Origin of the sequence: Luteibacter sp. 22Crub2.1 (assembly GCF_900167995.1) — a bacterium.
In the GTDB taxonomy this organism is placed as follows: domain Bacteria; phylum Pseudomonadota; class Gammaproteobacteria; order Xanthomonadales; family Rhodanobacteraceae; genus Luteibacter; species Luteibacter mycovicinus.
Window position 1 is genome coordinate 143,329 of the sequence record NZ_FUYT01000007.1, and the last position, 19,102, is coordinate 162,430.

Here is a 19,102-nt window from a genome sequence, read left to right on the forward strand (position 1 = left end):
GAATCGCCATTGTGCGGTGGTTCGCGTCCTGCTTGCAATGACGGGTCGAAAGACAAGGTTTCACATGGAAAGTTCAGAAACCTTTCAAAAAACGGGACACGGGTCACTCATGGTGGTCCTGGCCGGGCTTGTCCAGGGTGTCGCGAAGGGCCGCCTGAAGCCGGGCGTGCACCTGCACCAGCACCCGCCAGAGCAGCCAGGCCAGGCCGATGCCGACCAGTATCAGCACCCCCGCGACCTCGCGCGGCGGCAGGATCGTCGAGGCCAGCGCCGCCACCAGCAAACCCATGATCAGCATGGACATGAGAGGCACGATGCGGGCCAGGATCGCCCGGATCCGGTAGGTCCGGCTGCCGAAGCGGTCGGGCACCGACAGTTCGGCCAGGAGCATGCCCAGCGCCTCGGCCTTGCGGTAGGTCGCCACGATCATCGGCAGCGAGACCAGCGCCGCCAGCGACCAGGCGAGAGTGCGCTGAACGGTCGCATCGGCGCTGACGATGTCCAGATGGAGGAAGCCCCGGCGATAGGCGAAGGCCGCGGCGATGAACACCGCGACCACCAGCGCCGTGTTGATGATCACGTGCCAGACCAGCCGGCGGATCATTTTCATCACGATGGCGCCCTGCCCCTGCAGGCCCAGGCTGCCCATCCACTCCGTATAGGCGCCGAACACGCCGGTCACCCGTGACGGCAGCTTGCGCGCGAGGAAACTCGCCAGCGGATCGGACGCGCGCATCAGATAGGGCGTAAGGAACGTCGTGATGGCGGAGACCGCCACCGCGACGGGATAGAGGAAATTGCTCGTGACCTTGAGCGTGAGACCCAGCGACGCGATGACGAAGGAGAATTCACCGATCTGCGCCAGCCCCATGCCGACCCGCAGCGAGGTGCGGCCATCGTTGCCGGCCACGAAGCTGCCGAAACTGCACGTAATGACCTTACCCACGACGACCGCGATGGTGACGATGGTGATCGGCCACGCGTACTGCGCCAGCAGCGCCGGATCGATCAGCATGCCGATAGCGACGAAGAAGATCGCGCTGAACATGTCGCGCACCGGCATGATGATCCGCTCGACGCGCGCCACGCTGTCCGACTCGGCGACGATCGCGCCGATCATGAAAGCCCCCAGCGCCACGCTGTAGCCCATTTCGGTGACCAGCAGGCAGAAACCGAAGCAGATACCCAGCACGGCGACCAGCAGCACGTCGTTGCGGCTGACCCGTGCGATGTAGTCGACGACGCGCGGCACCAGCAGCAGTCCGACCACCAGCGAGACAGCCATGAACAGACCGAGGCGACCGATCGCGGCGAAGGCCTGCCCGGCCTCGACGCCGCCGGTGCTGGCGATACCGGTGAGCAAGGCCATCAACACGATGGCGAGCAGATCCTCGACGATGAGGATCCCGAACATGAGTTGTGCGAAGCGCTCGCGCTTGAGACCCAGGTCCTCGAGCGCCTTCATGATGATCGTCGTCGACGAGATCGAAAGCATCGCGCCCAGGAAGATCGAATCCATCGCCGACCAGCCGAAGAACCGGCCGATCTCGTAACCGATCCAGACCATCAGCACGATTTCGGAGAACGCGGCCACCAGTGCCGCGCCGCCGACCGCGCGCAGCTTTTTAAGGCTGAACTCGAGACCGAGCGCGAACAGCAGCAGGATCATGCCCAGTTCGGACAGCGTTCGAATCGTCTGTTCGTCGTGGATGAAGATCACCGGCAGCGTGTGCGGCCCGATCAACAAACCCGCGATGATGTAGCCAAGCACGACCGGCTGCCGGAGACGCTGGAAAATAACCGTCGTCAGTCCGGCGACGAGCATCACCGTGGCGAGATCCTGGATGAAAACGATGCCGTGCATGCTTGTCCCTGTGTGTGCGAACAGACAGGTTAACCCGTGTTTCGTGATCGAGGGACGCGGCAGCCAAAACGGCGATCGATGCATGACACACGCAAGTGATTGCTGCACCTCGTCATTCTGATTTCGTCGAAAATAAATTCAAAAAAAGTGTAACGAATGCTTGACGAAGCGACGGGTCGGACGTAATCTTTGCGGCTTCCAGCAGGGGGCCATAGCTCAGCTGGGAGAGCGCCTGCATGGCATGCAGGAGGTCGCCGGTTCGATCCCGGCTGGCTCCACCAACTTCTAAGACGTCCCCATCGTCTAGAGGCCTAGGACATCACCCTTTCACGGTGGCGACCGGGGTTCGAATCCCCGTGGGGACGCCACTTTCTGGTCCGCCAGGAAGTGAATGGACGGAGAAGTTGGTAGTTGTTGGAAGAGTTGGAACGTAGTGTGGAGCGGTAGTTCAGTCGGTTAGAATGCTGGCCTGTCACGCCGGAGGTCGCGGGTTCGAGTCCCGTCCGCTCCGCCATTACTTCTAAAAGGAATCCGCCATCTGGCGGATTTTTTTTGCCTGCAATTTCTCCGGAACTGTAGGAGCGCGCCTGCGCGCGACCGGTTTCTCCCCTCGATACATACACAACCTGATCTCGTCGCGAAAAGCTTTCGCGCGCGAGGCGCGCTCCTACGGAAGCGGGTCGTCGACACGCGCCAGCGTCCCGATCGAATGGCCCTGCTCGGCCAGGTATTCCAGCCAGCGGCTGAGGAACCCGTTCATCCTCAGGCGATGCTGAAACACCGTATGTGCCGCCGGAAACGGCCCCAGTACCTGCGACAGCTTACGACCGGGATGGCAATGCATGGCTTCGGCCACGTGGGCATCCGTGTACATGCGCAGCTGCGCGGACGGCGACGGCTGCCCGGTGACCTCGTCGACGAAGTCATAGGTCAGCTCGAGCTCCAGCGTGTACGGATGCTTTTCCTGCACGTCCAGCCGCACCTTCAGCCCATCGTCCACATCGGAAATGTACCGGCCGGGCGTCAGCCGCTGTGGCGCGAACAGACGCGCCAGACGGTGGTAGTTCTCCGCATACAGACCCATCAGGAACTCGAAGCGTCCCGGGATCAGCGGCGTTGGGCGGTCGATGACGGCGGTCATAACGTGGGCGGGTCTCCGTAAACCGTGGCTCGGTCAATACATGTGTCGCTCGATCCCCAGGTATTCGAAGATCTTGCTCGAGATTTCCTCGATCGAGGTGTGCGTCGTGTTGAGGACCGGGATGTTCTCCCGCCGCATCACCTTGTCGGCCTGCTCCAGTTCCCAGCGGCATTGTTTCAACGTGGCGTAGCGGCTGCCGGGACGGCGCTGCTCGCGGATCTGCGCCAGGCGGACCGGGTCGATGGTGAGCCCGAAGAGCCGGCTGCGATAGGGGCGGAGGCGCGTCGGCAGTTCCAGCTTGTCGAGATCGTCGTCCGTGAGCGGATAATTGGCGGCACAGACGCCGTAATGCAAGGCCATGTAGAGGCAGGTCGGCGTCTTGCCGGACCGCGACACGCCCACCAGCACGACATCGGACTGGTTGTAGTCCACGTCGAGACCATCGTCGTGAGCCAGGGCGTAGTTGGTCGCCTCGATGCGAGCCTCGTAACGCTCGAAATCGACCAGACCATGGGAGCGATTCACCGCACCCGACTGCTTGGCCCCCAGTTCCGCCTCGAGCGGCTCGATGAAAGGCGCGAACACGTCAAGCATCAGCGCGCCGCTACCCGCCACGATGTCGCACAGTGCCCTCGAGGTCATCGTATTGACGACGATGGGGCGGTGTCCGTCCTGGGCGTACTTGGTCTTGATCCGCAGCGAAGCGGCCTCGGCTTTCTGCGCGTTGTCGATGAAGGGCAGCCGGTGGGTATCGAACTGCACGCCGTCGAACTGGGCGAGCATGCTGTTGCCGATGGTCTCGGCCGTAATGCCGGTGGAGTCGGAAATGAAGAAGACGGTACGCCGCATCGAACGGTTTCCTTGGGTTGGTTCCGTGACCGCCACCTTAAGACCAATACGTCTTCATAACCATCCACCCCGCATTATCGCGGGCGATTTGTGCATCGCCGCTTGTCAGCCAGACCATACCACCGCGACAATGCGCCGATTTTTCCAGCGCGGCCCGCCGCCCAACCGATGTGAGGAACTTCCTTTGAGCGACCTGGTACTTTGGCTCGACGCGCTACGCATGACCGACCTCGGCAAGGTGGGTGGCAAGAACGCCTCCCTCGGCGAGATGATCGGCAACCTGGCGAAACTGGGTGTCTCCGTACCGGGTGGCTTCGCCACCACGGCCGACGCCTTCCAGACCTACCTCGAAAAGAGCGGCCTCGCGAAGCGGATTCAGGAGCGCCTGGCCACGCTCGACGTGGACGATGTGGATGAACTGACTCGCGGCGGCAAGGAAATCCGTGGCTGGATCGTCGACACCGCCCTGCCCGCCGACCTCGAGCAGGCCATCCGCGACGCTTACATCAAGCTCTGCAAGGATGCCGGCGCCGACGACATCGCCGTGGCCGTGCGTTCCTCCGCCACGGCCGAGGATCTCCCTGACGCCTCGTTCGCCGGCCAGCAGGAAACCTTCCTCAACGTGGTCGGCATCGACGACGTACTGCATAAGGTCAAGGAAGTCTTCGCCTCCCTGTACAACGACCGGGCCATCGCCTATCGCGTGCACCAGGGCTTCAAGCACGAGGACGTTTTCCTGTCCGCCGGCGTGCAGCTGATGATCCGCTCGGACGTCGGTGCGTCGGGCGTACTGTTCACGCTCGACACCGAATCCGGCTTCCGTGACGTCGTCTTCGTCACCGGCTCGTACGGTCTGGGCGAGATGGTGGTCCAGGGTGCGGTGAACCCGGATGAGTTCTACGTTTTCAAGCCCACGCTCAAGGAAGGCAAGCCTGCCGTCCTGCGCCGCAGCCTGGGCGCCAAGCAGCAGCGCATGGTTTATTCCGATAAGCCCGGCGAGCGCGTGCGCATCGAAGAAACCCCGGCCGAGCTGCGTCATCGGTTCTGCCTTGACGATGCCGACGTCGAGGAGCTCTCGCGCCAGGCCCTCGTCATCGAAAAGCACTACGGCCGCCCGATGGACATCGAGTGGGCGAAGGACGGCAATACCGGCAAGCTTTACGTCGTGCAGGCCCGCCCCGAGACCGTGAAGTCGCGCTCGCACGCGACCACGCTCGAGCGTTTCCAGCTCAACGAGAAGAGCAAGGTCCTGACCGAAGGCCGCGCCATCGGTCAGAAGATCGGTTCGGGCAAGGCTCGCGTCATCCGGTCGCTGGCCGACATGAACAAGGTGCAGCCCGGTGACGTGCTGGTGGCCGACATGACCGACCCCGACTGGGAGCCGGTGATGAAGCGTGCCGCGGCCATCGTCACCAACCGCGGCGGTCGTACCTGCCATGCGGCGATCATCGCCCGCGAGCTGGGCGTGCCCGCGGTGGTCGGTTGCGGCAATGCGCTGGAGTCGATCCCGGACGGTGCCGAAGTCACCGTCTCGTGCGCCGAAGGCGATACCGGCACGATCTACGAAGGCCTGTTGAAGTTCGACCGCATCACCGCCGACCTCGGTGCGATGCCGGAAGCACCGCTCAAGATCATGATGAACGTGGCCAACCCCGAGCGCGCCTTCGACTTCGGCATGCTGCCGAACGCGGGTATCGGTCTGGCCCGCCTCGAAATGATCATCGCCAGCCACATCGGCGTGCATCCCAGGGCGCTGCTGGAGTACGGCAAGCAGGATGCCGAGACCAGGGCCCGGATCGACGCGCGCATCGCCGGCTACAAGGATCCGGTCTCCTTCTATGTCGACCGCCTCGCCGAAGGTATCTCGACCATCGCCGCCTCGGTCTACCCGAAGCCGGTGATCGTGCGCCTGTCCGACTTCAAGTCGAACGAGTACGCGGGTCTGCTCGGCGGTTCGCGCTACGAGCCGCACGAAGAAAACCCGATGATCGGCTATCGCGGCGCCAGCCGCTATGTTTCGACGGACTTCGCCGAATCGTTCGCACTGGAGTGCAAGGCCGCCAAATACGTGCGCGAGGTCATGGGCCTGACCAACGTCTGGGTCATGATTCCGTTCGTCCGCACGCTGGACGAAGGCCGCAAGGTCATCGAGGTACTGCGCAAGAACGGCCTGGTCCAGGGCGAGCACGACCTGAAGGTCATCATGATGTGCGAGGTCCCTTCCAACGCCCTGCTGGCGGACGAGTTCCTCGACATCTTCGACGGCTTCTCGATCGGCTCGAACGACCTCACCCAGCTGACCCTCGGCCTCGACCGCGACTCAAGCATCGTCGCCAACCTGTTCGACGAGCGCGACCCGGCGGTGAAGAAGCTGCTGGCCATGGCGATCAAGACCGCGAAGGCCAAGGGCAAGTACATCGGCATCTGCGGCCAGGGCCCGTCTGATCACCCGGACCTTGCCGAGTGGCTGATGGAACAGGGCATCGAGTCGGTGTCGCTGAATCCGGATACCGTGGTCGATACGTGGCTGCGACTGGCCAGGAAGAAGGCTGGCTGATGGATCGATTCTTTCCTTAGTCAGGAAAAGGCGTCGCCAGCAGGCTTGGCTCCCACCGGGCGATCACACCCCGGTGGGAGCCGTACCTGGTGACGATTACAGGTGCACCGTCACGCCCGCCACCCGATACCGCTCCACCACTGCCGGATCCGTATCCGCCGCCACCACCAGATGCGAGACGCCGCTGATCGGCGCCGTGTGATGTGTCGCCGAGGCCACCAGCTTGTCCGGGGTGGCGATCGCCACCGTCTCACCACTCGCCTCGATGATCGCCTGCTTGAAGACGGTTTCTTCCTCGTCGTACGTCCATAAGCCGCGTTGCGGATCGATGGCGCAGACGCCCGGGAAACACAGATCGGCGCGAATATCCTGCGCCTGTCGCACCGTACGTGAGCCGATCGCGCCACCGATGGCCGGATCGAGTTTGCCGCCGAGCAGGATCACGTCGAAACCGGGTCGTCCCAGCACCGCGAGGGCGACGTCGGGGGCGTTGGTCACCACGGTCAGGTCATGGTGCTCCGGCAACATCCTCGCCAGAACCGTGTTGGTCGAGCCGGCGTCGATGAAAAGAATCTGGCCGCTACCGACCAGACCGATCGCGGTACGTGCAAGCGCCCGCTTCAGTTCCGTACGCTCCGCATGGCGCTCGCCCAGCGGCGGAATGCTCACCGCCAGTAACGCGCCACCGTAAACGCGCCGACACAGACCCTGCCCCGCCAGATCGCGCAGATCACGCCGGATGGAGTCTTCCGACACCCGGAATTCCTGCGCGAGTTCCGCCGCCACGACTTTCCCGTCGCGTCGGAGACGCTCGAGGATCAGCTGCTGACGCTCGCGAGGCAGCGTAATGTCGACCGACGCATTCATGCCGACAGGAAACCCAGGGCAATCAGTTCGTCGCGCAACTGACGCGGCGTGTGGAAATGGATGCCATGGATGCCCAGGGCGTCGGCGGCGTCGACATTGGCCTTGTTGTCATCGATGAAGACGGCCGTCGCCGGATCGATGTCATATCGCTCGAGCAGTGTCTGGTAAAGCCTGGGGTCGGGCTTGATCATGCCCTCTTCGCCCGACACGACGATGCCGTCGAACAGGGCCAGGAAATCGAAGCGTTCCCGCGCGAACGGAAAGGTCTCGTGCGACCAGTTGGTCAGGCCATACAGCGGATGACCCGCCTCTTTCAGCTCGCGGAGGATGTGCAGACTGTCGTCGATGGCACCGCCCAGGGTTTCTTCCCAGCGGTGCTGATAGGCGGCGATCAGTTCGGCCTTGGTGGGATGCTCATCGGTAAGAAGGCGAACCGCCTCATCCCATGAACGACCCGCGTCCTGTCGCAGGTTCCATTCCGGCGTGGTGACTTCGGCAAGGAAGGTTTCCATCGCCTGTTCATCGTCACCGAACAGCTTGCGATAGAGGTAACGCGGGTTCCAGTCGATCAGGACACCGCCGAAATCGAAGATCACGACATCGCGTTTCTTATGCATGGAAAACTCCGTTCAACGGCGCACGATGGAGGCGCAAAGGGAAACCACGACGAGCAGACTGGCGACCCCTGCCAGGGCGATCGAAAGGCTGCTGGCGTGGGCGACGAAACCGATGACCGCGGGCCCGGCCAGCATCCCCGCATACCCCAGCGAGGTGACCGTGGCGATGGCGATACCCGGCGAGGTGTTCTTCTGCCGCCCCGCCGCGCTGAACAGGACGGGCACGATGTTCGACGCGCCGATACCGACCAGGACGAAACCCAGCAAGGCGACGGGGCCCCAGGGCAACAGCGTGGCAAGGAAGAAGCCGGCCGCGGCGATCAGGCTGCCCATCCGCACGATGGTGGTCGCTCCCAGCGAGGCCGTGATGCGATCGCCCAGCAGGCGCCCGATCGCCATGGCGACGGAGAACGCCGCGTAACCCAGGCCAGCCACGGAAGGATCGAAACCACGCGAGAAGCGCAGGAATACCGCACTCCAGTCGAGCATCGCGCCTTCCGCAAGGAAGACGACCATGCACAGGAAGCCAAGCAGGAAGACGGCGCCACTCGGCATACGGAAGCCCGCATGCACGTCGCCCGAGCCATCGTCGTGCCGGACAAGGAAGTGTCGCCACTGGGTACCCACGATGAGCAGCATCAGCACGGAGACCGCGATGGCACTGCCGGTCAATGGCGCACCGAACCGAAGCAAGGCCGCCATACCGGCGGAGCCGGCCAGACCTCCGACGCTGAAAAGCCCGTGGAAGCCCGACATCATCGGCCTGCCCTGCTGCTTCTCGACGTCGACCGCATGCGCATTCATGGCGACGTCGACCACACCGAGGGATGCACCGAAAAACAGGAGCGCCGCGCCAAGCCACCAGACATTCGGCGCGAGGGTCAGCAAGGGCAAGGCGAGGCAGACGAGAAGTCCGCTCACGCCGATCACATCGCGGTGGCCGAAGCGATGGCTGAAGAAACCGGCCAGTGGCATCGCCGCTGTCGCTCCGCACCCCATGCACAAGAGAACGAGGCCCAGCGTGGCATCGTCCAGACCCAGACGAGCCTTGGCGTAGGGCACCATCGGTGCCCAGCTGGCCATGCCGATGCCGGATAACAGGAAGATCAATCGGGTAGCGCGTACAGGCTTCATGCAAATTCCGGGGACGAGGAATGCGCATCAATGTATTCAATCATGCATAAACGTGCAATAGAGCGCACCCCTCTTGCACCGGTTGCCTGACCTATGTACAAATGTACACATGTCGACACCTACCCTCACAGAGCGTCAGCAAAAGACCCTCGCATTTCTGCAGGAATACCTGCAGACGCAAGGCCTGCCGCCCACGCTGCGCGAAATCGCCGATGCCCTGGGCTTCCCCAGCCACAGCTCCGCACAGGCCTGCGTCGAGTCGCTGGTCCGCAAGGGCGTGCTGGAACGTTCCCCGCAGCATCGTGGCCTGCGCCTTTCGGCCGGCAACGCCGCCATCATGCGTACCGCCGCCGGTAACGACCTCCCGCTGATCGGTCGCGTGGCCGCCGGCTCGCCCATCCTGGCCGAGGAAAACATCGAATCGCAGCTCGAGGTCGATCCTTCCCTGTTTCGTCCGCGCGCCGATTACCTGCTGCGCGTGGTGGGTCTGAGCATGCGCGACGCCGGCATCCTCGACGGCGACCTGCTCGCCGTCCACAAGACCGCCACCGCCACCGATGGCCAGATCGTGGTCGCCCGGCTGGACGACGAAGTCACCGTCAAACGCCTCAGGCACGAGCGCGGCCGTCTTCTGCTGCTGCCCGAAAACCCCGACTTCAGCCCGATCGAAGTCGACCCCCGTCGCCATGCGTTCGCCATCGAAGGGCGTTACGTCGGCATCATCCGCAGGACCTGACCATGAACGCCATTGCCACTCCGACCCTCGCCCAGGTGCTCGACCATCCCGGTATCTGGCGCCGTTCCGCTGACCGTCAGCCGCGCGTACGTGCGCTGTCCACCGGCTGGACCTCCCTGGACCAGAAACTGCCCGGCGGGGGCTGGCCGCAAGGCGCGCTGAGCGAAATCCTGTTCGAACACGATGGGCTGGGCGAGCTCGATCTGGTGATGCCCGCGCTTGCCGCACTCACCCAGGAACACCGTCGCGTGATCTTCGTCGCACCGCCCTACCTGCCTTATGCGCCCGCGCTGGCGGCGGCCGGTGTCGACCTGCGCTTCCTGCACGAAATCCATGCGGGCAGCACCGAGGCCGCATGGAGCATGGAGCAGTGCCTGCGTTCCGGTTGCTGCGGCGCCGTGGTCGGCTGGTTGCCCGACATCGATTACCGCAGTCTGCGTCGCCTGCAGCTGGCCGCCGAAAGCGGCGACGCCTGCGCCATGATCTTCCGTCCGGCCGGGCACGCCGAGCAGAACAGCCCGGCGGCACTACGCCTCAAGGTCAGCAACAGCGACGAGGCCACTTATGTGGATGTCCTCAAGTCGCGAGGGCTGCTGACCACCACCGCTCCGCTGCTGCGCATGCGAGCCTGATGGAAACCGTCATGACGCCGCGTCCCGCTCGCCGTCATGACGGACGCTCCGTCGTCGCTTCTTATACGCAGCCATGCTTTGGGCCTGTCTCCGTTTTCCCGGTCTGGCGTTCTCCGCCGCCTTTGCCGCGACACCGGAGGCAGGCCCCTCCGCCTTGCTCGATACCCGTGCGCGCCAGCGCCTGATCGCCGCCGCCAATCCGGAGGCCAGCACATTCGGTGTGCGCCGTGGGCAGAGCCTCGCCGCCGCACGCGCGCTTTGCCCCGCCCTGGAAGTGCGCCCTCGCGACCGTGAGGCCGAGGCGCGCCTGCTCGCCGAACTCGCCGCGTGGTGCTACCAGTTCAGTGGTCATGTCAGCCTGGTCCCGCCAGGCGCCATCCTCATGGAACTGGGTGCCAGTCTGCGTCTGTTCGACGGCTGGCCCGTGCTGGCGGAACGACTGTGCCATGGCCTTAGCGAGCAAGGTCATGCACACACCATGGCCGCCACTCCCTTCCCGGCCGCCTCATGGGTGTTCGCCGCTCATGCGGACGGCATGGTGCTGCCCGAGCGCGAAGGCGTCATACGCATGTTGGGCGCCTTGTCGCTCGATCGGGCGGGCTTGCCGGCAACCACGGTGAAATCGCTGCACGCGATGGGCTTTCGTCGTCTCGACGAGGTCTTTCGCCTCCCTCGCCCGGAACTCACCCGGCGCATCGGCCGCGATGGCGTGAACTGGCTCGATCGCATCCGCGGGCAAGCCACCCACCCCCTGGCCGCCTGGCAGCCACCCGCCAACTTCCAGCAGAGGATCGAGTTCGACAGCGAACTGGATGGCAGTCAGCCCCTGCTCTTTCCATTGCGGCGCCTCACCCGTGCGCTGGCCAATCTGCTCGCGGCACGGGATGGCGGCGTACAGCGTTTCACCCTGACGCTCGAGCATGCACGCGGTGCCACGACACGCGTCGTCGTCGCCATGGCCGCGCCGCAACGCGACGCGGAGCGCCTGTTCGAACTGGCCCGCACGCGTCTCGAGCGCACCGTGTTACCCGCACCGGCTCGCGCCATCGAACTGGATGCCGAAGAACTGCCGGTATTCCGTCCACCGGTACGCGACCTGTTCGAACCGGTCCGCGGCGATGGTCTCGACTGGCCCACCCTCGACGAACGTTTGCGGGCGCGACTGGGCGACGCCGCGCTTCGGCAGATCGCGCTCGTGGCCGACCATCGGCCCGAACGCGCCATGCGTTACGGCACACCGGACAGCACGGTTCCACTGCCACGCCGACGTCGTCCCTTATGGCTCCTGCCGCGACCCCTGCCGATGCGTCCCGAGCCCACCGCCGTACTGGCCGGCCCCGAACGGATCGAAAGCGGCTGGTGGGACGGCGAAGACACGCGACGCGATTACTACATCGTGCGCACCGCAAACGGACAGCAAGCCTGGGCTTACCTGCCGCCCGGCACACTCGACGGCTGGATGCTGCACGGCTGGTTCGCGTAGGTCCCGACGTGCTGCCTCTCGTACTTCCACTGCCCGCCAATGATGGGGATGTCGACGTCCCGGCGTATGCGGAGCTGCATGCGCTGAGCGATTTCAGTTTCCAGCGCGGCGCATCGAGCGCACGCGAGCTGTTCGAGCGGGCCAGGGAGATCGGCTACACCGCACTGGCGATCACCGACGAATGCTCGCTCTCAGGCATCGTTCGAGGTCTCGAGGCCTCACTCGAAGTCGATTTGCCGATGATCGTCGGCAGCGAATTTCGACTCGCCGACGGCACCGTCATCGTTCTTCTCGTCGAAAACCAGAACGGCTACACCGAGCTGTGCCGGCTGATCACACTGGGACGGCGACGTGCAACCAAGGGCCATTACGAACTGCATCGTGCCGATCTGGAGAATCTCGCCGACGGACTGTGCCTGCTCTGGGCGCCCGGCCCGCTGGCGGCGACCGGCATGGCGACACACGAGAGCCGGGCGGCATGGGTGGCAACGCACTTCAAAAGCCGCGCGTGGCTGGCGGTCGAACTGCACCGGTCCCAGCACGACGAGGCCGAACTGGCCGCGTTGCGCGACCTTGCCGCGCGCCACGCCCTGCGCTGCGTCGCGGCGGGCGATGTACACATGCACCTGCGTCGCCGGCGCGCCCTGCAGGACGTCATGACAGCGATCCGTCTCAACCGCACGGTGGCCGAGGCGGGCCACGATCTGTTTCCCAACGGAGAACGCCATCTGCGCCGGCGCGAGACGCTCGACCGCATCTACCCGCGCGACATGCTGGACGAGACCGCCGTCGTCGCCGCACGCTGCATCGGTTTCGACATTCGCAAGATCAACTATGTCTACCCCCGGGAACTGGTTCCCGAAGGCAAGGACCCCGCCGCCTGGCTGCGCCAGCTCACCTATGAAGGCGCGGCGTTGCGCTGGCCCGATGGCGTCGCATCCGTGCTGGTCGAGCGCATCGAGAAGGAACTGGACCTCATCGCCCGACAGCGCTACGAGGCCTTCTTCCTGACCGTGCAGGACATCGTGCGCTTTGCGCGTTCACGCGGGATCCTCTGTCAGGGGCGCGGTTCGGCGGCGAACTCGGTGGTCTGTTTCTGCCTGCACATCACCGAAGTGAATCCCGACCAGATCACCACCCTGTTCGAACGATTCATCTCCCTGGAACGCGACGAGCCGCCGGACATCGACGTCGATTTCGAACACGAGCGTCGCGAAGAAGTCCTGCAGTACGTGTTCGACAAGTACAGCCGGGAGCGCGCCGCCCTCGCCGCCACGGTGATCAGCTACCGGCCCAAGAGCGCCGCACGCGATGTGGGTCGTGCGCTCGGTCTTTCGGAAGACCAGCTCGACCAGCTCAGTCATGCGTATTCCCATGCGCATGGCGAGGTCTCCATCATCCAGCGCCTGCAGGAGCGCGGCTTCGACATCGCCAGTCGTACCATCCGTCAGCTGGTGGTACTGGTGCAGGAACTCAGCGGCATGCCACGTCACCTGTCGCAGCACGTCGGCGGTTTCGTTATCTCCGATACGCCGTTGCATTACCTCGTGCCTGTCGAGAACGCGGCGATGGATAACCGCACCATCATCCAGTGGGACAAGGACGACCTGGAGACGATGAAACTGCTCAAGGTGGATTGTCTGGCACTGGGCATGCTCACCTGCATGCGCAAGGCGATCGACATGCTGCGTACGCATCGCGGTATCGACTACCGGCGCCTGGCCGACATCCCCATGGACGACGGTCCGACCTACGCGATGATTCAGCGGGCCGATACCGTCGGCGTGTTCCAGATCGAATCGCGCGCACAGATGTCGATGCTGCCGCGTCTGAAGCCGGCCTGCTATTACGATCTGGTGATCCAGGTGGCGATCGTTCGCCCGGGTCCGATCCAGGGTGGCATGGTGCATCCGTACCTGCAGCGGCGACAGCTGCCGCCCGGGGAGATCCACTACGAACACGGCGTACGGCCGGTGCTGGAGCGTACGCTGGGCGTACCGATTTTTCAGGAACAGGTGATGGCGATCCTGCAGGTGGTGGCGGATTTCTCGCCCGGCGAATCCGACGACCTGCGCCGTTCGATGGCCGCCTGGAAACGACGCGGGGGGCTGCAGAAATTCGAGCCGAAGATCCGCCGCAACATGGCGAAGAACAACTACACCCCGGAGTTCACCCAGCAGATCATCGACCAGATCCAGGGCTTCGGCAGCTATGGCTTTCCCGAATCGCACGCGGCCGGCTTCGCTCTGATCGCTTACGCCTCGTCCTACCTGAAATGTCACCATCCGGAGATCTTCTGCTGCGCCCTGCTCAACAGCCAGCCGATGGGGTTCTACGCGCCAGCGCAACTCGTCGCGGACCTGCGCCGCCACGGGTTTGAAGTAAGGCCGCCCGATGTGACCACCAGCCACTGGGACTGCACGCTCGAACCATGGAAGGACGATCGCTTCGCCCTGCGCCTGGGCCTGCGCCAGATCGCCGGCCTGTCGGCCGATCTGGGCGCGCGCATCGTCAGTGCACGGGAAGCCTCGCCACTGCGCGATCTCGCCGATCTGGCCCGCCGCGCGGGTCTCAACCGTTTCGAACGCGAACGCCTCGCCGATGCCGGCGCACTCCGTGTGCTCAGTGGTCACAGACACCGCGCCCGCTGGGAAAGCTCAGGCATCGAACGGACATTGCCCTTGCTGGATACGGTTGCCGAGGAACACGCCACGCTGCGCCCTCCGACGACTGCCGAAAATGTTTTCGCCGATTACGCCACGGTCGGCCTTTCACTCACCGCTCATCCGCTGGGGCTGATTCGCAAGAACTTGCAGGCGCGTCGGGTCCGGCGGGCGCGCGACCTCGAAGGCGAACGCAACGGCATCTGGCTGCGACACGCCGGTCTCGTCACCGTGCGTCAGCGCCCCCAGACGGCCAGTGGCATCACCTTCGTCACGCTCGAGGACGAGACCGGACAGGTGAATGTGATCGTGCGGCCCAGGGTGGCGGAAGCCTGCCGTCAGGCTTTGCTGGACGCGGTATTGCTGGCGGTCGACGGCCAGTGGCAGTCGATCGGGGGCGTGCGCCATCTCGTTGCCAGCCGCCTGCATGACTTCAGCGACCTGCTTCCGCAACTGGGATCCGTCTCCCGCGATTTTCACTGACACCCCCCTCACGCCCCACGACCCTTGCCGTCACTTAATAGACGCTAATTTTCGGCTGAACGGTTCCCCGAGAAATTGCTGCTTTGCAGGAGCAACGTTCAGTGAAAACGCGATAGCGTTTGCTAAACCCGTCAGGTCCGGTCTACCGGTGAGCGATGCGCATGCGCCGCGCTTCGCAATGTTTCCCCAAGGCGCCATAAGTTCCAGGAGATTTCGTCATGCGCAACACGAAACTGATCGTCGCGATGCTGGCTGGCTGTATGGCTTTCGGCGGTACCGCCATGGCTCAGGACGCTGCTTCGAAGCCCGCGCCCACGCCGGCCTCCACCGCCGGGTCGCAGACGCATACCAGCAACGATTCCATGAAAATGGACAGCAACAGCTCGATGAGCGGCGACTCCAAGGCTGCCGATTCCAGTGGTGCGATGAAGTCGACCCACAAGAAGCACAAGAAGGCCGCCACCACGACCGGCACCGAGCCGGCCAAGTCGTCCAGCTCGGGCATGTAATTCCCTTTCCGGAACGCAAAAAACCGGGGCCTCACGGCCCCGGTTTTTTTTATGCATGCGACAAAAACGTCAGTCGATTTCGGGCAGGACGCTGATCTCGTCGCTGCCGATCGTCACGACCTGCCCGGCACGCACCTTGTAGGTCTTGCGCATCTCCGTCACCCCGTCCACGGCAACCAGACCGTCGGCGACCCGATGCTTGCCCTCGCCACCGCTGGCGACGATGCCGGTGAGCTTGAGTAGCAGGTTGAGTTCGACATAGTCGCCTTCGAGGCGGAATTCATGGAACGGCATGACGGTGGCTTCGCTTCAGTATCGGTGCGCCATTAGAACACTCCCGGCCACCCGGGAACGAAATCGCCGATCTCCCGGGTCAATCGCGCGGCACGACCCGGTCGAGGAAACGGCGGATCTCCGCCCCGATCTCCGCGCCATGCGTCTCCAGCGCGAAGTGGCCCGTGTCGTAGAACCTGACCTCGGCCCGGGGCAGATCGCGCTTGAACGCCTCCGCCCCCGGCCGCAGGAAGAAGGGGTCGTTCTTTCCCCACACAGCGAGCAGCGGCGGCTGGTATTTCCGGAAATAGGCCTGAAACGACGGATACTTCGCGACGTTGTTCCTGTAGTCCAGGAACAGGTCGAGCTGGATATCCGCATTGCCCTTGCGGGACACCTGCGAGAAATCCAGCGCATAGGTTTCCGGCGCGATCAGCGTCGGATCGGCGACGCCATGGGTGTACTGCCACTTGATGGCATCCAGCGTCAGGAACTCGCGCAAGGCCTGTCGGTGAGCGTCCGTCGGCTCCTTCCAATAGGTCTGGATCGGATTCCAGCCGGTGCTCAGGCCCTCTTCGTAGGCATTGCCGTTCTGCGTAACGATCGCCGTGATTCGCTCGGGATGAGCGGCCGCGAGGCGCCAGCCCACCGGTGCGCCGTAGTCGAAGACCTCGATGGCATAGCGCTTCAGGCCCAGCGTCTGGGTGAAAGCATCCACGGTGGTGGCGAGACGATCGAACGTATACGTGTACCGCGCACCGTCAGGCACCTCGGTCAGCCCGAAGCCCGGCAGATCGGGCGCGACCACATGGTACCGATCGGCGAGGAGCGGGATCAGATTCCGGTACATGAATGACGAGGTGGGAAAGCCGTGCAGCAGCAGGACCGTGGGAGCCCTTGGGTCGCCGGCTTCGCGGTAGAACACCCTGACGCCGTCCGCCTCGGCGAAACGGTAGTGAACGGTGGTGTCGACCGTCGACGGAGACGGCGCCGCGGTCGCCCCGCCGACGGCGGCGACGGCGGCGACGGACAGGATGCTGCTGGCTAGCAGGGTTCTGAAATGCATGAGAATTCTCCGGGCAGGCGGTCGTGAGGCGAGGATGTAACTTGTTAGTTGATTTTTTGAAGGTTACTCAGATATGAGTAACTGGTCAATAGCTACTTTGCAAGTTACAATGCACACCACGCCACGCGGACTCATTCATGAAGACCCCGACCGACCACAACTCGCCCGCGCCTCACTTTGTCGGCGACGACCTGGCACTGGATTTCATCAACAGCAGCTATGGCGTCGGAGAAGCGCGGCACGACCATTTTCAAACCGTGCAGGGTTTGTACGACTGGCTCTCCGCCGCCGGATTGCCGCCAGCACCCCTTACAGGGGAAGAGGCGGATACGCTGCTGGCGTCCGCCCGCGTCCTTCGTGACAACGCCCGCGATCTGGTCGCTCTGCGCAAACGCGGAGAGCATGGCAATGCCGAGCCGCTGAACGCGGTTCTCGCGCAGAGCAGTGCCTATCGTCAGCTCGACTGGTCGACCGGCGAAGCGCCCGCGCTTATCGATCGCCAGCGCGCGGACGGCCCCGTGGCCGCCCTGTTGCCCGTTGCCGAGGCGATCGCGTCCCTCCTGGTGAAGGCCGATTTCAACCTGGTCCGCCAGTGCGAGAGCGACGATTGCACGCTGTGGTTTCACGACCGCACGAAGTCACACCACCGCCGCTGGTGCAGTCAGGCAATGTGCGGCAATCGGATGAAAGTCGCCGCTTTCCGCGCCCGCAAACGCGGCTGAGCCCCGTCTCGCGACGGGGCTCAGAGCGAAAACTCAGAGCGACGTGCGTCCGCCGATCGGCAGCAGCATGAAGTCGTCCGCGGACAGGCCCGACTGCGTCAGCGCCTCGCCGAGCAATCGCGGCGGCTCGTCCAGCGGATCGTCCGCCAGTTCGAAAACGCCCCAGTGAATGGCGATGGAGCGCCGCACCCCGATCTCCCGATGCAACTGCACGGCCTGGGCCGGATCCACGTGCTGGCCATGCATGAACCAGCGCGGTGCGTAGGCTCCGATGGGAATGGCCGCCAGATCGATCGGCCCGGCGCGACGGCCGATCTCGGCCAGCTTGTCCGAGTAGCCCGTGTCGCCGGCGAACCAGAAACGAAAGCCCTCATGAGCCATCACCCAGCCACCCCAAAGTGAGCGGTTGCGATCCCACAAGGTTCTTGCGCTCCAGTGCCGCGCGGGGACGAAGGTAAACGTTGCGCCACGCACGTCGGTGGTCGCCCACCAGTCCAGTTCCCGTACGTTGCCGATACGCTGACGATCGAACCAGCGCTTGAGGCCGAGCGGCACCAGGAAGACGGCATCGGGAAAGCGCCGCGAGAGCGCGTGCACGGTCGCCTTGTCGAGATGGTCGTAGTGATTGTGAGAGATCACCACCACATCGATCGCCGGCAGCGATGCGACATCCACCGGTGCCACGGTGCGGCGCGCTGGCCCGAGAAACGACAGCGGCGAAGCGCGGCGGCTGAGCACCGGATCGGTCAGGACCGTAAGCCCCGCCTTGCGCACGAGGACCGTGGCATGCCCCAGCCACCAGGCCGCATCGGCGTCACCTGACACATCCGCACCCTGCCACCAGCGGCGTGAGAACGACTCGTAACCGCCCTCGGGCGGCTTGGGCAGGCCTTGCTCCTTGCGTTCCCTTCGCCAGCGCCTGAGGCCATCCGGTGGACGCGTTTCCGGTTCGAGGTTACGGAATCCCTCCGCGGTGTGATGAGGCTTCGAGGGATCGTGAAACGGATTGGTCCATGCCATGCGTGGCGTGCTCGGAAACGGGTCGCAGAAAGACCTGCGGCCCGTTTCGCCTCGTTCAAGGCCTAGTCCACCTCGACGCGCCGGACCTGGGCGAGCCAGTCCTCGAGGTTGTAGTAGTTGCTCACGCGGGTGATCCGGCCGTTCGCGACATCGAAGAAGGCACCACCCGGCAGAACGTAAGACTGGCCCTGAGCAAAGGGCAACCCTTCGTCGGTCGCCTTGTACTCACCGTGGACGATGTACTCGGCGGCCGCACGCGTACCCTCCGCGTTCGCCATCACGACGATGTTCTTCAGCTGCTCGCTGTAGCTCACGTTCATGCGCTCCAGGAAAGCCGCGAAGCGGGCGCGGCCGGATTCCCGGCCGCCCTGATTGATATCGTGTGCCACATGCTCGTCGAGCAGATCGAGCATCGCGGTCCAGTCGGCACGATTGAAGGCGTCGTAATAGCGGCGGATCAGGTCGAGAGTTTCGTTCATCGGCTTT

General features: G+C 64.2%; 17 protein-coding genes and 3 tRNA genes. 10 read left to right on the forward strand and 10 right to left on the reverse strand.

Features of this window, described 5'->3' with window-relative positions:
* Positions 1-103: 103 nt before the first annotated feature.
* Positions 104-1,864: a cation:proton antiporter gene (locus B5X73_RS09165; RefSeq protein WP_079521442.1), complete on the reverse strand. Its 1,761-nt coding sequence runs from the start codon at positions 1,862-1,864 to the stop codon at positions 104-106.
* 205 nt (positions 1,865-2,069) lie between these two features.
* Here B5X73_RS09165 and B5X73_RS09170 point away from each other — a divergent pair.
* The 3 genes from B5X73_RS09170 to B5X73_RS09180 all read left to right on the forward strand — a co-directional run bounded on the left by B5X73_RS09170 (position 2,070) and on the right by B5X73_RS09180 (position 2,378).
* Positions 2,070-2,145 (forward strand) — tRNA-Ala (locus B5X73_RS09170).
* 11 nt (positions 2,146-2,156) lie between these two features.
* Positions 2,157-2,232: transfer RNA gene (locus B5X73_RS09175), tRNA-Glu, on the forward strand.
* A gap of 69 nt (positions 2,233-2,301) precedes the next feature.
* A tRNA-Asp gene (locus B5X73_RS09180) sits at positions 2,302-2,378 on the forward strand.
* Between the two features lie 153 nt (positions 2,379-2,531).
* Here B5X73_RS09180 and B5X73_RS09185 read toward each other — a convergent pair.
* Both B5X73_RS09185 and B5X73_RS09190 read right to left on the reverse strand, forming a co-directional pair.
* Entirely contained in the window at positions 2,532-3,005 is a 474-nt protein-coding gene (locus B5X73_RS09185; protein WP_043693527.1) for a DUF1249 domain-containing protein, read from the reverse strand.
* A 33-nt stretch (positions 3,006-3,038) separates the two neighbouring features.
* Entirely contained in the window at positions 3,039-3,854 is an 816-nt protein-coding gene (locus B5X73_RS09190) for a posphoenolpyruvate synthetase regulatory kinase/phosphorylase PpsR (protein ID WP_036113827.1), read from the reverse strand.
* 184 nt (positions 3,855-4,038) lie between these two features.
* Between B5X73_RS09190 and ppsA the strand changes: the two genes are divergently transcribed.
* Positions 4,039-6,411, forward strand: coding sequence for a phosphoenolpyruvate synthase (gene ppsA, locus B5X73_RS09195; RefSeq protein WP_079521443.1), 2,373 nt, complete (start codon positions 4,039-4,041; stop codon positions 6,409-6,411).
* Between the two features lie 96 nt (positions 6,412-6,507).
* On the opposite strand, the gene B5X73_RS09200 is transcribed toward ppsA, so the two are convergent.
* The 3 genes from B5X73_RS09200 to B5X73_RS09210 are packed head-to-tail and all read right to left on the reverse strand — an operon-like array spanning position 6,508 to position 9,029.
* Positions 6,508-7,278, reverse strand: a complete 771-nt coding sequence (locus B5X73_RS09200; protein WP_036113833.1) for a DeoR/GlpR family DNA-binding transcription regulator — start codon at positions 7,276-7,278, stop codon at positions 6,508-6,510.
* Positions 7,275-7,895, reverse strand: a complete 621-nt coding sequence (locus B5X73_RS09205; RefSeq protein WP_079521444.1) for an HAD family hydrolase — start codon at positions 7,893-7,895, stop codon at positions 7,275-7,277. The genes B5X73_RS09200 and B5X73_RS09205 overlap by 4 nt, the downstream gene beginning before the upstream one ends.
* 12 nt (positions 7,896-7,907) lie before the next feature.
* On the reverse strand, positions 7,908-9,029 hold the full coding sequence (locus B5X73_RS09210; RefSeq protein ID WP_036113839.1) for an MFS transporter: 1,122 nt from the start codon (positions 9,027-9,029) through the stop codon (positions 7,908-7,910).
* 109 nt (positions 9,030-9,138) lie between these two features.
* Between B5X73_RS09210 and lexA the strand changes: the two genes are divergently transcribed.
* The 5 genes from lexA (at position 9,139) to B5X73_RS09235 (ending at position 15,535) form a co-directional block, all read left to right on the forward strand.
* Positions 9,139-9,765: a transcriptional repressor LexA gene (gene lexA, locus B5X73_RS09215; RefSeq protein ID WP_079521445.1), complete on the forward strand. Its 627-nt coding sequence runs from the start codon at positions 9,139-9,141 to the stop codon at positions 9,763-9,765.
* A gap of 2 nt (positions 9,766-9,767) precedes the next feature.
* Entirely contained in the window at positions 9,768-10,397 is a 630-nt protein-coding gene (imuA, locus tag B5X73_RS09220) for a translesion DNA synthesis-associated protein ImuA (RefSeq protein ID WP_036113845.1), read from the forward strand.
* A 73-nt stretch (positions 10,398-10,470) separates the two neighbouring features.
* On the forward strand, positions 10,471-11,880 hold the full coding sequence (locus B5X73_RS21320; protein ID WP_079521446.1) for a Y-family DNA polymerase: 1,410 nt from the start codon (positions 10,471-10,473) through the stop codon (positions 11,878-11,880).
* Between the two features lie 8 nt (positions 11,881-11,888).
* Entirely contained in the window at positions 11,889-15,026 is a 3,138-nt protein-coding gene (locus B5X73_RS09230; RefSeq protein WP_254857264.1) for an error-prone DNA polymerase, read from the forward strand.
* A gap of 218 nt (positions 15,027-15,244) precedes the next feature.
* A complete protein-coding gene (locus B5X73_RS09235) occupies positions 15,245-15,535 on the forward strand; it encodes a hypothetical protein (protein ID WP_079521448.1) in 291 nt (96 codons plus the stop codon).
* Between the two features lie 69 nt (positions 15,536-15,604).
* On the opposite strand, the gene B5X73_RS09240 is transcribed toward B5X73_RS09235, so the two are convergent.
* Positions 15,605-15,829, reverse strand: coding sequence for an RNA-binding S4 domain-containing protein (locus B5X73_RS09240; RefSeq protein ID WP_036113850.1), 225 nt, complete (start codon positions 15,827-15,829; stop codon positions 15,605-15,607).
* A gap of 79 nt (positions 15,830-15,908) precedes the next feature.
* A complete protein-coding gene (locus tag B5X73_RS09245; protein ID WP_079521449.1) occupies positions 15,909-16,874 on the reverse strand; it encodes an alpha/beta fold hydrolase in 966 nt (321 codons plus the stop codon).
* Positions 16,875-17,011: 137 nt separating this feature from the next.
* On the opposite strand from B5X73_RS09245, the gene B5X73_RS09250 reads away from it, so the two are divergent.
* The gene (locus tag B5X73_RS09250; RefSeq protein ID WP_079521450.1) at positions 17,012-17,596 is read left to right on the forward strand and encodes a CGNR zinc finger domain-containing protein; all 585 of its coding nucleotides are present in this window, start codon (positions 17,012-17,014) and stop codon (positions 17,594-17,596) included.
* 33 nt (positions 17,597-17,629) lie between these two features.
* Here the strand turns inward: B5X73_RS09250 and B5X73_RS09255 are convergent, their stop codons facing one another.
* Both B5X73_RS09255 and B5X73_RS09260 read right to left on the reverse strand, forming a co-directional pair.
* Positions 17,630-18,616, reverse strand: a complete 987-nt coding sequence (locus B5X73_RS09255; RefSeq protein ID WP_079521451.1) for an MBL fold metallo-hydrolase — start codon at positions 18,614-18,616, stop codon at positions 17,630-17,632.
* A 62-nt stretch (positions 18,617-18,678) separates the two neighbouring features.
* Complete coding sequence (locus tag B5X73_RS09260) at positions 18,679-19,095, reverse strand: ketosteroid isomerase-related protein (RefSeq protein WP_036113861.1); 417 nt, start codon at positions 19,093-19,095, stop codon at positions 18,679-18,681.
* Positions 19,096-19,102 lie beyond the last annotated feature (7 nt).